Annotated in this window: 15 protein-coding genes; 9 read left to right on the top strand and 6 right to left on the bottom strand. The window is 59.9% G+C overall.

Going from position 1 to position 13041, the window contains the following annotated elements; all coding sequences use genetic code 11:
• Window positions 1–219 precede the first annotated feature (219 nt).
• The gene (locus FFS64_RS19605) at window positions 220–1011 is read left to right on the top strand and encodes a crotonase/enoyl-CoA hydratase family protein (protein WP_137806776.1); all 792 of its coding nucleotides are present in this window, start codon (window positions 220–222) and stop codon (window positions 1009–1011) included.
• Between the two features lie 109 nt (window positions 1012–1120).
• On the opposite strand, the gene FFS64_RS19600 is transcribed toward FFS64_RS19605, so the two are convergent.
• Complete coding sequence (locus tag FFS64_RS19600; protein ID WP_095196772.1) at window positions 1121–1876, bottom strand: spermidine synthase; 756 nt, start codon at window positions 1874–1876, stop codon at window positions 1121–1123.
• 151 nt (window positions 1877–2027) lie between these two features.
• On the opposite strand from FFS64_RS19600, the gene FFS64_RS19595 reads away from it, so the two are divergent.
• Window positions 2028–3374, top strand: a complete 1347-nt coding sequence (locus tag FFS64_RS19595; RefSeq protein WP_095196773.1) for a class II 3-deoxy-7-phosphoheptulonate synthase — start codon at window positions 2028–2030, stop codon at window positions 3372–3374.
• Window positions 3375–3496: 122 nt separating this feature from the next.
• On the opposite strand, the gene FFS64_RS19590 is transcribed toward FFS64_RS19595, so the two are convergent.
• Together FFS64_RS19590 and FFS64_RS19585 are read right to left on the bottom strand one after the other, a co-directional pair.
• Window positions 3497–4726 carry a winged helix-turn-helix domain-containing protein gene (locus FFS64_RS19590; RefSeq protein ID WP_137806775.1) on the bottom strand — a complete coding sequence of 410 codons (1230 nt, stop codon included), beginning with the start codon at window positions 4724–4726 and terminating at the stop codon, window positions 3497–3499.
• Between the two features lie 64 nt (window positions 4727–4790).
• Entirely contained in the window at window positions 4791–5006 is a 216-nt protein-coding gene (locus FFS64_RS19585) for a DUF1127 domain-containing protein (protein ID WP_137806774.1), read from the bottom strand.
• A gap of 95 nt (window positions 5007–5101) precedes the next feature.
• Between FFS64_RS19585 and FFS64_RS19580 the strand changes: the two genes are divergently transcribed.
• Window positions 5102–5956 carry a LysR substrate-binding domain-containing protein gene (locus FFS64_RS19580; RefSeq protein WP_137806773.1) on the top strand — a complete coding sequence of 285 codons (855 nt, stop codon included), beginning with the start codon at window positions 5102–5104 and terminating at the stop codon, window positions 5954–5956.
• Here FFS64_RS19580 and FFS64_RS19575 read toward each other — a convergent pair.
• Window positions 5946–6695, bottom strand: coding sequence for a sulfite exporter TauE/SafE family protein (locus tag FFS64_RS19575; protein WP_137806772.1), 750 nt, complete (start codon window positions 6693–6695; stop codon window positions 5946–5948). The two genes, FFS64_RS19580 and FFS64_RS19575, sit on opposite strands and share 11 nt — an antisense overlap.
• A 111-nt stretch (window positions 6696–6806) precedes the next feature.
• Between FFS64_RS19575 and FFS64_RS19570 the strand changes: the two genes are divergently transcribed.
• From FFS64_RS19570 to FFS64_RS19555, 4 genes are all read left to right on the top strand, one after another.
• Entirely contained in the window at window positions 6807–7763 is a 957-nt protein-coding gene (locus FFS64_RS19570; protein ID WP_137806771.1) for a LysR family transcriptional regulator, read from the top strand.
• A 69-nt stretch (window positions 7764–7832) separates the two neighbouring features.
• Window positions 7833–8297, top strand: coding sequence for a MarR family winged helix-turn-helix transcriptional regulator (locus FFS64_RS19565; protein ID WP_095196857.1), 465 nt, complete (start codon window positions 7833–7835; stop codon window positions 8295–8297).
• A gap of 281 nt (window positions 8298–8578) precedes the next feature.
• On the top strand, window positions 8579–8998 hold the full coding sequence (locus FFS64_RS19560; protein WP_137806770.1) for an organic hydroperoxide resistance protein: 420 nt from the start codon (window positions 8579–8581) through the stop codon (window positions 8996–8998).
• Between the two features lie 37 nt (window positions 8999–9035).
• On the top strand, window positions 9036–10049 hold the full coding sequence (locus FFS64_RS19555) for an alpha/beta hydrolase (protein WP_095196779.1): 1014 nt from the start codon (window positions 9036–9038) through the stop codon (window positions 10047–10049).
• A 190-nt stretch (window positions 10050–10239) separates the two neighbouring features.
• On the opposite strand, the gene FFS64_RS19550 is transcribed toward FFS64_RS19555, so the two are convergent.
• Window positions 10240–10809: an elongation factor P gene (locus tag FFS64_RS19550; RefSeq protein WP_137806769.1), complete on the bottom strand. Its 570-nt coding sequence runs from the start codon at window positions 10807–10809 to the stop codon at window positions 10240–10242.
• A gap of 48 nt (window positions 10810–10857) precedes the next feature.
• The gene (gene earP, locus FFS64_RS19545; protein WP_137806768.1) at window positions 10858–12015 is read right to left on the bottom strand and encodes an elongation factor P maturation arginine rhamnosyltransferase EarP; all 1158 of its coding nucleotides are present in this window, start codon (window positions 12013–12015) and stop codon (window positions 10858–10860) included.
• 124 nt (window positions 12016–12139) lie between these two features.
• Between earP and FFS64_RS19540 the strand changes: the two genes are divergently transcribed.
• Both FFS64_RS19540 and FFS64_RS19535 read left to right on the top strand, forming a co-directional pair.
• A complete protein-coding gene (locus FFS64_RS19540) occupies window positions 12140–12550 on the top strand; it encodes a hypothetical protein (protein WP_137806767.1) in 411 nt (136 codons plus the stop codon).
• 2 nt (window positions 12551–12552) lie between these two features.
• Window positions 12553–13035: a GreA/GreB family elongation factor gene (locus FFS64_RS19535; RefSeq protein WP_137806766.1), complete on the top strand. Its 483-nt coding sequence runs from the start codon at window positions 12553–12555 to the stop codon at window positions 13033–13035.
• Window positions 13036–13041: the final 6 nt, after the last annotated feature.

Genomic DNA, 13041 nt, shown 5'->3' with positions numbered 1-13041 from the left:
GCTAAAGGCCGGCGCGCACTATACCGGAATTTGCCGAAAAAGGGAGCCTTTTTTTAACGCATAAAACCCGCGTACGGCGTTCTGTCACAGGCTTTGCGGATAATCGTGCGAGCGTCTATTTTTCAAAGGCCCGGCCCTGCGGGCTATAGCGCTAAAACGGTTCACCCTGAACGCACGGACCGTCGGTCCGACTCCCCTTTGCGCCCGAGGAAATGCCCCATGAAAGAGCTCGACACCAGCCGTGTGAGCCGTGAAAAGCGCGGTCATGTTCTGTTGATCGGCCTGGATCGGGTCGCCAAACGCAACGCCTTCGACCTCGACCTGCTCAACGAACTGAGCCTGGCCTACGGTGAGTTCGAAGCCGACAGCGAGGCACGTGTGGCGGTGGTGTTTGGTCATGGCGAGCATTTCACTGCCGGGCTGGATCTGGTGAGCGCCAGCGCAGCACTGACCGAAGGCTGGCAGGCACCGCCCGGTGGCTGCGATCCATGGGGCGTATTCGCTGGCCCCAGGGTCAACAAACCGGTGATCGTCGCCGCCCAGGGTTACTGCCTGACCATCGGCATCGAGTTGATGCTGGCGGCCGATATCAACCTGTGCGCCAGCAACACCCGCTTCGCGCAAATGGAAGTGCAGCGCGGCATTTTTCCCTTCGGCGGTGCCACGCTGCGTCTGCATCAAGTGGCCGGTTGGGGGAATGCCATGCGCTGGATGCTGACCGGCGACGAGTTCGATGCCCACGATGCCTTGCATCTGGGGCTGGTGCAGGAGGTCATGGCCAGTGAGGATTTGCTGCCACGGGCGCTCGAGTTGGCCGAGCGAATTGCCCGGCAGGCGCCACTGGCGGTGCAGGCGACGCTGATGTCTGCCCGACAGGCGCGTTATGAAGGGGAAACCGCCGCGGCACAGGGGTTGCCGGCGCTGGTGAAGAAGTTGCTGAGTACTGAGGACGCGCGGGAGGGTGTGCGGTCGTTGGTGGAGCGGCGGCCCGGGGTGTTCAAAGGGCTTTAATTCGGTATTGGTCGTTAGAAAGCTTTCGCGAGCAGATTCGCTCCCACATTGGATCACGGACAAATGTGGAAGCGAGCCTGCTAGCGAAGAGGTCCTCACAGGCACCGGCTTATGTCGCCGGTCGAATCGCCTTGATCAACGACTGCAACGAATACCCCAACCGCGGCGCCAGGGCTTCGGCCCGAGCGGCCAACCCTTCCATATCCAGCACCTGATCCAGCTCAGAAGGTACGATCAGGATCACGTTGCCTTCCTTCACTGGCAATTCCCAGTAGTGGCGATGGTAGAGACCGCGCAGCAATGCGGCGCCCAATGGCTTGCCATCATCGGTGGCCCATTGATTGATCACCAGCCAGCCACCCGGATTCAGGCGTTTCTGGCAGTTCTCCAGGAAGGTCCAGGCCAGGTGCCCGACACCGGGGCCGACGTCGGTGTAAAGATCGACAAAAATCAGATCCGCAGGCTCGGCGGTGTCGAGCAGTTCCAGCGCATCGCCCACGCGGATGTACAGGCGCGGATCGTCATCCAGTCCCAGGTATTCGATGGCCAGGCGCGGCACATCGGGGCGCAATTCGATGGCTTCGACATCTTCCAGCGGCAGGAACTTGAGGCAGGCCTGGGTCAGCGTACCGGCGCCAAGCCCGAGAAACAGCGCGGTTTCCGGCAGCTCGTGACACAGCGCACCAATCAGCATCGCCCGGGTGTAATCGTATTCGAGCCAACTCGGGTCGGCGGTGAACACGCAGCTTTGCTCGATGGCATCGCCGAATTCGAGAAACCGGTAATCGGCCACTTCCAGCACGCGAATCACGCCAAATTCGTCCTGCACCTCGGCGAGCAAATGCTCGACGCGCTCCTCAGTCATTTCGTCTCCCGATCGTCACCGTGGCCGGCAACGCAATAACACCGCGAACAGGGTGCGGCAAAGGCACGATTGTCCTTGAAGCGACGGGAACAGGTCACGCACTAATTTGCTGATAACATGGTTGTCCGAGCGTAAAACATTAGAGACTGTGATGAGCCAACCCTGGAGCCCTGACAGCTGGCGCGCCCTGCCGATCCAGCAACAACCCCAATACCCCGACGCGGCGCATTTGCAGCACGTCGAGCAAACCCTGGCCAGCTACCCGCCGCTGGTGTTTGCCGGTGAGGCCCGGGAATTGCGCCGTCAGTTTGCCGAAGTGACCCAGGGCCGCGCGTTTCTGTTGCAGGGCGGCGACTGCGCCGAAAGTTTCGCCGAGTTCTCCGCCGCGAAAATCCGCGACACCTTCAAAGTACTGCTGCAAATGGCGATTGTCATGACCTTTGCGGCCGGTTGCCCGGTGGTCAAGGTCGGGCGCATGGCCGGGCAGTTCGCCAAACCGCGCTCGGCCAATGACGAAACCATCGACGGCGTGACCCTGCCGGCCTACCGCGGTGATATCGTCAATGGCATCGGTTTCGACGAAAAAAGCCGTGTGCCGGACCCGGAGCGCCTGCTGCAGTCCTATCACCAGTCCACCGCCACCCTGAACCTGTTGCGCGCTTTCGCCCAAGGCGGGTTTGCCGACCTGCACCAGGTGCACAAGTGGAATCTGGACTTCATCGCCAACTCGGCCCTGGCGGAAAAGTACAGCCACCTGGCTGACCGCATCGATGAGACCCTGGCGTTCATGCGCGCCTGCGGCATGGACAGTTCACCGCAACTGCGCGAGACCAGTTTCTTCACCGCCCACGAAGCGCTGCTGCTGAACTACGAAGAAGCCTTCGTACGTCGCGACAGCCTGACCAACGATTACTACGACTGCTCGGCCCATATGCTGTGGATCGGCGACCGCACCCGTCAGCTCGACGGCGCCCACGTCGAATTCCTGCGCGGGGTGAACAATCCGATCGGGGTCAAGGTCGGTCCGAGCATGAACCCTGAAGAACTGATCCGCCTGATCGACGTGCTCAATCCGGACAACGATCCCGGCCGTCTGAACCTGATTGCGCGAATGGGCGCGAACAAGGTCGGCGATCATTTGCCGCAGCTGATCCGTGCCGTGCAGCGTGAAGGAAAGAAAGTGCTGTGGAGTTCGGACCCGATGCACGGCAACACCATCAAGGCCAGCAGTGGCTACAAGACCCGCGACTTCGCGCAGATCCTTGGCGAAGTAAAGCAGTTCTTCCAGGTGCACGAAGCTGAAGGCAGTTATGCCGGCGGCATTCATATCGAAATGACCGGACAGAACGTCACCGAGTGCATTGGCGGGGCGCGGCCGATTACCGAAGACGGTTTGTCGGATCGTTACCACACCCATTGCGACCCGCGAATGAATGCCGATCAGTCGCTGGAGCTGGCGTTTTTGATTGCCGAAACCCTGAAACAAGTCCGGCGCTAGTTTTTAAGGGCCTGAGCGGACGCCTTCGCGGGCAAGCCCGCTCCCACAATGACCGCGTCGGATACAAATCATGCGAACGACGCAATCCCTGTGGGAGCGGGCTTGCCCGCGAAGAGGCCAGTTCATTCACCGCTGATCTGAGCCAACGCCACTCGCAACCGCCCCGCACTCGCCCGCGGGCAATTCAACTGAACCCGCTCCAACCCCAACCAATCCGCCATCTGCCGCAGATTGACCGCCAGCGCCAGCATCCCTTCATCATCCAGCCCCGGCTCTTCCTCGTGCACCGCATGCACCGCCAGGCGCCCCGTCGCCCGTTCGGCGCGAAGATCCAGCCGCGCGGCAATCCTTTCCTTGTGTAAAAACGGCAACACGTAATAGCCATAGACCCGCTTGTCCGCCGGCGTGTAAATCTCCAGTCGATAGCGAAAACCAAACAGACGCTCGGTGCGGCTACGCTCCCAGATCAGCGAATCAAAAGGTGACAACAACGCGCTGGCCTCGACCTTGCGCGGCACCTTGGGCTCGGGCAGGCAATAAGCCGGCTGCCGCCAGCCCTGAACCTGGCAGACGAGCAAATCGCCCGCCTCGACCAATTCTTCAAGTCGAGGACGACTGTCAGCGGGATTCAAACGGAAGTAGTCGCGCAAGTCTTTCTCCGTGCCCACACCCAAGGCTGTCGCGGCATGCAGCAACAAACCACGCTGCGCCTCGGACTCGCTGAGCCAGGGTTGCGCCAGAATGGCCGAGGGGATCACCCTCTCAGGCAAGTCATAAAGCCGCTCGAACCCGCGCCGGCCGGCGACGGTCACTTCTCCTGCGGCGAACAACCATTCCAGCGCATGCTTTTCCGCGCTCCAGTCCCACCAGGGCCCTGCCCGCTCCTGGCGAGTCGACAGGCTGCCCGCGCCCAACGCACCCTGCTCCTGAACGCAGGACAGCACCCGTCGAATCGTGTCCTGCTGCTCACGACCGAACCGCGCCAGTTGTTGATAGATATCTTCGCCCCGCATCGCTCGCTGCATGCGCCAGCGCATCAAGGGGTACATCGACAAGGGCAGCAGAGAGGCTTCATGCCCCCAATATTCAAACAAGGTGCGACGCCGGCCCTGACTCCAGGCAGCCTGATCCAGCAAGTCGGAAGAGTAATTACCGAAACGGGAAAAAAGCGGAAGGTAGTGCGAACGCACCACGGCATTGACGGAATCGATCTGCAGAATGCCCAGCCGCTCGATCAAACGGTTGAGCTGAACCGGTTTGATCGTCGCCGGCGGCTGGCGCCCGTTGAATCCTTGGGCAGCCAGCGCCAGACGCCGAGCCTGTTTGAGGGAAAAGGACTGTGTTGCGGGCATGAGCATCTCCTTGTCTGCTCGCAACCTACCTCACCGAAAGTCGGTTTGTGTAGTTGTGTATTGCTCATTTGTGCATCGGGTCATCCCAGAACGGCCGGATGGTCTCGTGCTCGACATCCGCACGACTGAGCCCGATGTCTTTCAACGCTTCATCACTCATGCCCGCCAACATTTCACGTTCACGGTGCAGTTCGTACCAGCGGTTAAATTTGTGCAGCAAATCGGATATCAGGTGGATGGAGTGTTTTTCTGCATCGACGAAGCCTTTTTGACCTTTCATCTTGTTGCCCTCCGTTTGGATGGCTCAAGTTTCTCGCCGGAGCTAAGATCAATCCAACGAATGTTTCTGATGTCACATATCTCGGAGATTGATGAATGTCCGCCTACCCGAGTATCGACACCGAAGTGCTGCGCACCTTCGTCGCCATCGCCGACCAGGGTGGATTTACCCGCGCCGGGGAACTGGTCAATCGCACCCAGTCTGCCGTGAGCATGCAGATGAAACGGCTGGAAGAAGATGTGCTGCAGCGGCAACTGTTCCAGCGCGACGGCCGGCAAGTGCGGCTGACGGCGGAAGGCCAGGTGTTGCTCGGATATGCCCGGCGCATCCTCAAGCTGCACAGCGAAGTGTTCAATACCCTGCGTGAGCCGCACATGGTCGGCATGGTGCGCATCGGCACGCCGGACGACTACGTGATGCGGTTTTTGCCGGGGATTCTGCGGCGGTTTGCCCAGACCTATCCGCTGATCCAGATCGAGGTGCACTGCGAATCATCAAAACAATTGCTATTGCGCCAGGATCTAGACCTAACCATCGTCACCCGTGAGCCAGGCAGTGAAATCGGTCAGCTATTGCGCAAGGAGCGATTTGTCTGGGCCGAGGCGCAATGCTTCAGCGCCCACGAACAAACGCCGCTGCCGTTGGCGATGTTCAACAGCGATTGCTTCTGCCGCTTGTGGGCCTGCAATGCCTTGGACGCCATGGGCCGCGATTACCGCGTGGCCTACAACAGTGACAGCCTGTCAGCGATCTTGGCTGTGGTCAGCGCCGGCCTGGCGGTGACTGCGCAACTGGAAAGCCTGGTCACCCCGGACATGCGTATCCTCGGTGAAGCCGAAGACCTGCCCGTATTGCCCGAGGCCAGCATCATGCTGGTGCGCAACCTGCACAATCCGTCGCCGATCACTGAATGCCTGGCCGAACACATCGTCGAAGGCTTCAAACTTTAAAGGCGAGCATCACCGCGCAGAACACCAGAAAACCGCAGAACAGTGCGCGCAGCACACGCTCCGGCATGGCGTGGGCGATCTTCACCCCCCAACTGATGCTCATCAGGCCGCCGACCGCCAGGGGCAGGCCGATCGTCCAGGCCACCTGATGATGCACCGCATAGGTGACCAGCGTGACGCCGGTACTCGGCAGTGCCAGCGCCAGCGACAGGCCTTGGGCAACCACTTGGGTGGTGCCAAACAGGCTGGTCAACACCGGCGTCGCCACCACGGCTCCACCCACCCCAAACAAACCGCCCATGGTGCCGGATGCCGCGCCGAGTACCCCCAGCCATGGCCATGAATGGTTCATCTGCGCAGAAGCATGAGTACTGGCCAGGAACATGCGCGCCAGGTTGTAAACCGAAAGCGCGATCAGGAACGCGACGAACCCCAGACGCATGGTTTGCGCGTCAATGCCCACCGCCCAGATCGAACCGATCCAGGCAAAACAGAAACCCATCGAAGCCAGCGGCAGCGCGTGACGCAATTCGATACGGTTGCGCTGGTGATAACGCCACAGCGCCAGCATCACGTTAGGCACCACCATCACCAGCGCCGTGCCCTGGGCGATCTGCTGATCGAGTCCACACAACACCCCCAGCAGCGGAATGGCGATCAATCCACCGCCGATGCCGAAGATACCGCCAAGGGTTCCCAAAGCAGCGCCGAAGACCAGGTACATCAAGAACTCAATCACAGCCTTTTCCCCATCACGTCAGGCGTTTCATCCTACGCAGATGCTGCTGGCGGGGAAACGCACAGCAACGCACAATGGCTATGCCAACTTCGCACAAGCATTGAGCACACCATGAATCCCAATCAACTGACCGACCAATTGGGTCTCTTTCTCGACGTGCTGGAAACCGGCAGTTTTTCCGCCGCCTCACGTCGCCACCCTCTGACCCCTTCGGCAGTGGCCCGGCGTATCGACAGCCTGGAAAGTGCCGTCGGCAGCCAGCTGTTCATTCGCAGCACCCATGCCGTTCGCGCGACGCCGGCGGGCCTGGCGTTTGCCGAGCGCGCGCGACGGATCGTTGCCGAGTTGCGCCTGGCCAGGGCCGAGGCCGTGTCCCTCAGCAGCGCACCGGAAGGCTTGATTCGGGTGGATGCGCCGGCTGCCTTCGGTCGACGGCATCTGGCGCCGGTGATTGCCGATTTTCTGATGCTCTACCCAGGCCTGGATGTGCAACTGCACTTGATCGACAGCTTTGTCGACATGCAGGGCTTGAATCTGGGCAAGGTGGATCTGGTGCTACGCGCCGGGTTGTTGGCCGATACCCGATTGGTGGCGACGCCGCTGGCGAGCATGGTGCGCATTGCCTGCGCCAGCCCCGACTATTTGCAGCGCCGCGGCGTGCCAAGTGATCCGGCGCAGTTGAGCGAGCACGACGGCCTGGACTGGGATGGACTTGCCCCGCCCTTCGCCTGGCGCTTCGAGCGCGATGGTCAGATGCAACTGCATCGCCCGTCGCGCGTGCGCATGAGCGCCAACAATGCCGAAGCACTGGTCTGCGGCGCGCTGGCCGGCCTGGGTATCGCGCACTTACCGACGTGGCTGGCCAGTGAGTACCTGTTGCGCGGCGAACTGTTGCCGCTGTTCTGCGAACGCGGCTTACCCAAACCGGAAAGCGCCGGGATCTATGCCCTGCGGCTGGAGCAGCAACCCAATTCCCGCAGTCGACTGCTGCTGGAATACCTGAAAACCCGTTTCAGCCCGATCCCGCCGTGGGATCTGGTGCTGCAAACGCACCTGGACCACCACTAGTCTAGAATTGTCTGGTGCATTAAAGATTTGCCCGCTAGATTCATGACGATCATTGATCAAGGCTTCGAAATGACCACCGAGCGCAACACCCCGGACAACTGCGACGACCTGCTTCTGGATAACCAGGCCTGCTTCGCCCTGCATTCCACGTCGCTGATGATGACCAAAGTCTATAAGCCCTTGTTGCAGGCCTTGGGGCTGACTTATCCACAGTACCTGGCGATGATGGTGCTGTGGGAGCAGGACGGCCTTACCGTAGGCGAAATCAGCACTCGCCTGTTGACCGACCCCGGCTCGCTCACCCCGCTGCTCAAACGCCTGGAAGCCGAAGGTGTGCTGAGTCGCACCCGCAGCCGTGAAGACGAGCGCGTGGTGATCGTCGAGCTCACCGAACAAGGCCGCGCCCTGCGCGACAAGGCGCGGGGCATTCCCCAATGCATCCTCGGCGCCAGCGGCATGACCCTGGAGCGGCTGCAAAAACTGCAAGCGGAACTGCAAGAGCTGCGGCGGCATTTGCAAGACAGCCTGAACTAAAGAACACCTTCCATCCCTGTGGGATCGTCGCACCGCCGCTCCCACAGGGATTGTGTCTGAGGCTCAAACTTCGCCCCCCCCAAAAAAAAATTAGTTAACCCCCTCCAACAGCTCTAAATCAATACTTCCAGCCGACGTCTGTGCATCGTGGCGTTGGTTGAATTCATTTTTTCAAAAAATTATCTTGCGCGCTAATTATTTGCGCGATACATTTATCTCGCACTTACTTAGCGCGCAAACATTTAGCGCGAAACAATCAAATCCCGAACGAGGCTTTCACCATGCAAACTCTCTACACCGCAATCGCAACTTCCACCGGTGGCCGTGACGGTCGTGCGATTTCCAGTGACAGCATTCTCGACGTCAAACTCGCCACCCCGAAAGAACTCGGCGGTGCTGGCGGCGCGGCGACCAACCCTGAGCAATTGTTTGCAGCCGGCTATTCCGCCTGCTTCATCGGTGCACTGAAGTTCGTCGCCAGCCAGACCAAACGCAAAATCCCGGACGACGCCTCGATCACTGCCCATGTCGGCATTGGCCAGATCCCTGGCGGCTTCGGTCTGGACATCGACCTGCACATCAGCCTGCCGGGTCTTGAACAAGCCGATGCGCAAACATTGGTCGATGCAGCCCACCAGGTCTGCCCGTACTCCAACGCCACCCGTGGCAACGTCGAAGTACGTCTGCACGTAACCATCTAACCTCAGTTATCGACTCAGGCCCGAACAGGAAATGAACATGAACACTTTCAGCAAAGTCTTGACCGGTACCCTCCTCGCCCTGTCCGTCCACAGCGCATTTGCCGGCGACGTTGAACACAACACCCAGGCGTTTCTCGATGTGCTGAACGCCGGCACCGGCAAACCGATGGAACAGATGACGCCCAAGGAGGCCCGCGCCGTGCTGGTGGGTGCGCAATCCGGGGTGAAACTGACACTGCCGAAAGCCGATGTCAGCGAGAAGACCATCCAGGTCGACGGCCAACCGCTGAGCCTGACCATCGTCCGGCCGGCTGGGGTCAAAGGCGAGCTGCCGGTGTTCATGTTCTTTCACGGTGGCGGCTGGGTACTGGGAGACTTCCCGACCCACGAGCGGCTGGTTCGTGACCTGGTGGTGGGTTCGGGTGCGGCGGCGGTTTTCGTCAACTACACGCCATCGCCGGAAGCGCATTACCCGGTGGCAATCAACCAGGCTTACGCCGCGACCAAATGGGTGGCCGAGCACGGTAAAGAGATCAACGTCGATGGCAAGCGCCTGGCGGTGGCCGGCAACAGCGTTGGCGGCAACATGGCGGCTGTGGTCGCGCTGATGGCCAAAGACAAAGGCACACCGGCCATCAAGTTTCAGGTGTTGCTGTGGCCGGTGACCGATGCCAACTTCGACACCGGTTCCTATAACCAGTATGCCGAGGGGCACTTCCTTACCCGCAACATGATGAAGTGGTTCTGGGACAACTACACCACCGACGCCAAGCAGCGTAACGAGATCTACGCCTCGCCATTGCGGGCAACCCCTGCGCAACTCAAGGGCTTGCCACCGGCGTTGGTGCAGACAGCCGGCGCTGACGTATTGCGCGATGAAGGTGAAGCCTACGCCCGCAAACTCGACGAAGCCGGTGTGCCGGTGACCTCGGTTCGCTACAACGGCATGATCCACGACTACGGCTTGCTCAACGTGGTGAGCCAGGTGCCGGCGGTGCGTTCGGCGATGTTGCAGGCGTCCGAAGAGCTCAAGCAGCACCTGAAGAAGTAACGCAGTACCCCATGTGGGAGCGAGCCGGCTCCGGGCGGCGTTCCGACGAAAGCGGTTTGCCAAACACATCATCATTGCCTGACACGCCACTTCGCGAGCAGGCTCGCTCCCACAAGGGTTCATCGTAGATTCAGACAGGCACAAAAAAGCCCGACTCAATGGTCGGGCTTTTTCATTCCTCAAGCAGTGCTTATTTGGCACGGCCTTTGTAGGAACCGCCTTCGCGGGTATCAATCTCGATCATGTCGCCGATATTGATGAAGTCAGCAACCGACAGTTCGGTACCGTTCTTCAGTTTGGCAGGCTTCATTACCTTGCCGGAAGTGTCGCCGCGAGCGGAACCTTCGGTGTAGTCAACCTGACGCACGATGGTAGTCGGCAGCTCTACGGAAACCAGGCGACCTTCGAAGAACACGGCTTCGCAAACGTCGGTCATGCCTTCTTCGATGAACGGCAGAACGCTTTCGATGTCTTCGGCGTTCAGCTCGTACATGGTGTAGTCGGTGGTGTCCATGAACGTGTAGGAGTCGCCGCTGATGAAGGACAGGGTCGCTTCTTTGCGGTCCAGGATCACATCATCCAGCTTGTCGTCCGCACCGTAAACGGTTTCGGTCTTGTAGCCGGTCAGCAGGTTCTTCAGCTTGGTCTTCATGATCGCGCTGTTACGACCGGACTTGGTGAATTCAGCTTTCTGAACCAGCCAAGGATCGTTGTCGATACGGATCACGGTACCGGGTTTGAGTTCTTTACCAGTTTTCATTGCGAATATCCGAATTTGGATGGGATTTACAAAAATCTAGGCCGCGTATCATATCCAATTTACATAAAACTGTACCAGCGCTGCGGCGAGATCGGCTTGTGAGGCCTGTTCCAGACACCACGTCTCGGCGTGCTTTTGCAGCTCCGGCCAGTGTTTGCGGGTCGATTGCCAGTGGTCGGTCATTTTCTCACCAGCGTTCCACGCCCGCCAGAGACCGCTGATCGCCTCGCGTGCAGGCGCCGAAAGGTCTTTCACATAGAGCGTCAGGAAGGCTTCAAGCTTGTCGAGGTGGACGTCTTCCTCCTGCTGATAGATGTGCCAAAGCAACGGCCGGCCGGCCCACTGGGCACGAACAAACGAGTCCTCGCCGCGCACGGCATTGAAATCACAGCTCCATAACAACTGGTCGTACTGGTCCTGTCGGACGAACGGCAATACCTGCACGGTCAAGGCATCGCGTAGGTGTAACGCACCCGCCTTCAGCCCATCTACGCCGAGCCAACGCTCGACATCACCGAGAATCCGCCCTTCCGGCACCAGCAGATGAGTGGCTGTCGAATCGCCCGCCAACGCATCCAGCCAACTGGCCAGCCCGGCGTTTTCGTAGGCAAACAGCGAGATCAGTTGCGCACCCGGAGCAGGACTTATCCCCAGACCTTGCAGGAACTCGCGCTGCATTTCCGGACTTTGCTGAAACGTCCGACGTCGTTCCAGCAGTCCGCTTTCACGCAACAAGCCACCCGTGCCTTTCTGAAACCCCGGAAAGAAGAAGAATTTCTGTACGTGCTTGTACTTCACCGAGGGCAAGCCGTGGCAGCCGACCACCCAGTCCTCGGCGCTCAGGTAGTCGAGATTCATCCACAGCGGTGTTTTTTCCCGCTCGGCCATGGCCTCCATGTAGGCGCTCGGCAATTGGCAGGCGAACGCGGCGACCACCACATCCGCGGCTTCAACAGGCTGCCAGTCGGCCGCCCAGTGACGCACCTCGACACCCTGCTGCCATTGCTGCGAAATGTGGATGTCGATGTCCGGGCACATACGCTCGAAGGCACGCAGGTCATCGACCCACAAACGCACCGCCACCCCATGTTCGGCAACCAGTTGCCGAGCCAGGCGCCAGGTCACGCCGATGTCGCCAAAGTTGTCGACCACGGTGCAAAAAATATCCCAGCGCCTGTTTGTTTTCATTTGAGGCAGTTCAGGCATTCCAGGCTCCCGTTGGCAAAGGCAGCGATTGTCCGCATAAATTACCCCGTGCAGAAGAGCCGACGACGATTAATCTTCGTGCGACAATCGCCACTACCCCGCGACCCACCGCCAGGAGGCAGCCATGCCCTACCGTCCCAATCCTCGTCGCCCGTTGCCGATCCAGCTCAATGCCCTGCAATTGACCGGCTGCATTGCCCTGGGTTTGTGGCTCGGTTTTCTCGCCATCGCGCTGACCTGCTGGCTCGTTGCCCGGTTGTTTTTCAACGAGCAACTCGCCCCCGTCGCGGCAGCGGTAGAACAGCTCGCCAAACCTCCCGTGGTGACGCAACCGGTGCCGGACATTCCTCCACAAAGCCCGCTGTTCGAACAGTATGAAGAGAACCTGCGCAAGAACGAGCAGGCGCAACGGCTCGATCAGGCGCGCAGCAGCAACCGCAATCTGTCGAACGCAAAATGCCAGTTCTGGCTGCAACAAGACCAGACGGCACCGAGCGAAAAAAGCCGCGCCAACGTCCTGCAATTCTGCGATTGATCATGAACAAACAAAACATCCACCAGTTGATTCTCGACAAGCTGCGCATTGACCTCGACATCGCCGAACGCGCTGCGCAAACCGCTTACGAAACCGCGACCCACGAAGAGAACATTGCCGAAAACAAGTACGACACGCTGGGTCTGGAGGCGTCCTACCTGGCTGCCGGGCAGGCCAGACGGGTCGAAGAAATCCGGCAGTCACTGGCGCTTTGCCAAAACCTGATCCTGCGTCCTTATGACGAGCAGCGTGGCATTGAAGTCGGCGCGCTGCTGGGGCTGGAAGACGAAAAGGGCCGCGAACAGTGGTTGTTCCTGGCGCCGGATGCGGCGGGCCTGAAGGTCGACCTGGTGGGGCAAACCATTACCGTCATCACCCCGCGCTCACCGCTGGGCAAAGGCCTGCTGGGCAAGTTCGAAGGCGATGAGGTGGAGATTCTGGTGGCGGGCGCTCGGCAACAGTTCGCTGTCACCGAGGTGGTCTAGGCCGCT

The sequence above is a fragment of the Pseudomonas sp. G(2018) genome, assembly GCF_005502415.1.
GTDB lineage: Bacteria > Pseudomonadota > Gammaproteobacteria > Pseudomonadales > Pseudomonadaceae > Aquipseudomonas.
This window is presented reverse-complemented; position numbering and strand designations above follow the sequence as displayed.

Bases quoted from the DNA above. Each gene is read 5' to 3' on its own strand.
- FFS64_RS19585 (WP_137806774.1), bottom strand. From the start codon at position 5,006: ATGAAAGGTCAAAAAGGCTTCGTCGATGCAGAAAAACACTCCATCCAC.
- FFS64_RS19605 (WP_137806776.1), top strand. From the start codon at position 220: ATGAAAGAGCTCGACACCAGCCGTGTGAGCCGTGAAAAGCGCGGTCAT.
- FFS64_RS19570 (WP_137806771.1), top strand. From the start codon at position 6,807: ATGAATCCCAATCAACTGACCGACCAATTGGGTCTCTTTCTCGACGTG.
- FFS64_RS19540 (WP_137806767.1), top strand. From the start codon at position 12,140: ATGCCCTACCGTCCCAATCCTCGTCGCCCGTTGCCGATCCAGCTCAAT.
- FFS64_RS19550 (WP_137806769.1), bottom strand. From the start codon at position 10,809: ATGAAAACTGGTAAAGAACTCAAACCCGGTACCGTGATCCGTATCGAC.
- FFS64_RS19595 (WP_095196773.1), top strand. From the start codon at position 2,028: ATGAGCCAACCCTGGAGCCCTGACAGCTGGCGCGCCCTGCCGATCCAG.
- FFS64_RS19555 (WP_095196779.1), top strand. From the start codon at position 9,036: ATGAACACTTTCAGCAAAGTCTTGACCGGTACCCTCCTCGCCCTGTCC.
- FFS64_RS19535 (WP_137806766.1), top strand. From the start codon at position 12,553: ATGAACAAACAAAACATCCACCAGTTGATTCTCGACAAGCTGCGCATT.
- FFS64_RS19590 (WP_137806775.1), bottom strand. From the start codon at position 4,726: ATGCCCGCAACACAGTCCTTTTCCCTCAAACAGGCTCGGCGTCTGGCG.
- FFS64_RS19565 (WP_095196857.1), top strand. From the start codon at position 7,833: ATGACCACCGAGCGCAACACCCCGGACAACTGCGACGACCTGCTTCTG.
- FFS64_RS19600 (WP_095196772.1), bottom strand. From the start codon at position 1,876: ATGACTGAGGAGCGCGTCGAGCATTTGCTCGCCGAGGTGCAGGACGAA.
- earP (WP_137806768.1), bottom strand. From the start codon at position 12,015: ATGCCTGAACTGCCTCAAATGAAAACAAACAGGCGCTGGGATATTTTT.
- FFS64_RS19580 (WP_137806773.1), top strand. From the start codon at position 5,102: ATGTCCGCCTACCCGAGTATCGACACCGAAGTGCTGCGCACCTTCGTC.
- FFS64_RS19560 (WP_137806770.1), top strand. From the start codon at position 8,579: ATGCAAACTCTCTACACCGCAATCGCAACTTCCACCGGTGGCCGTGAC.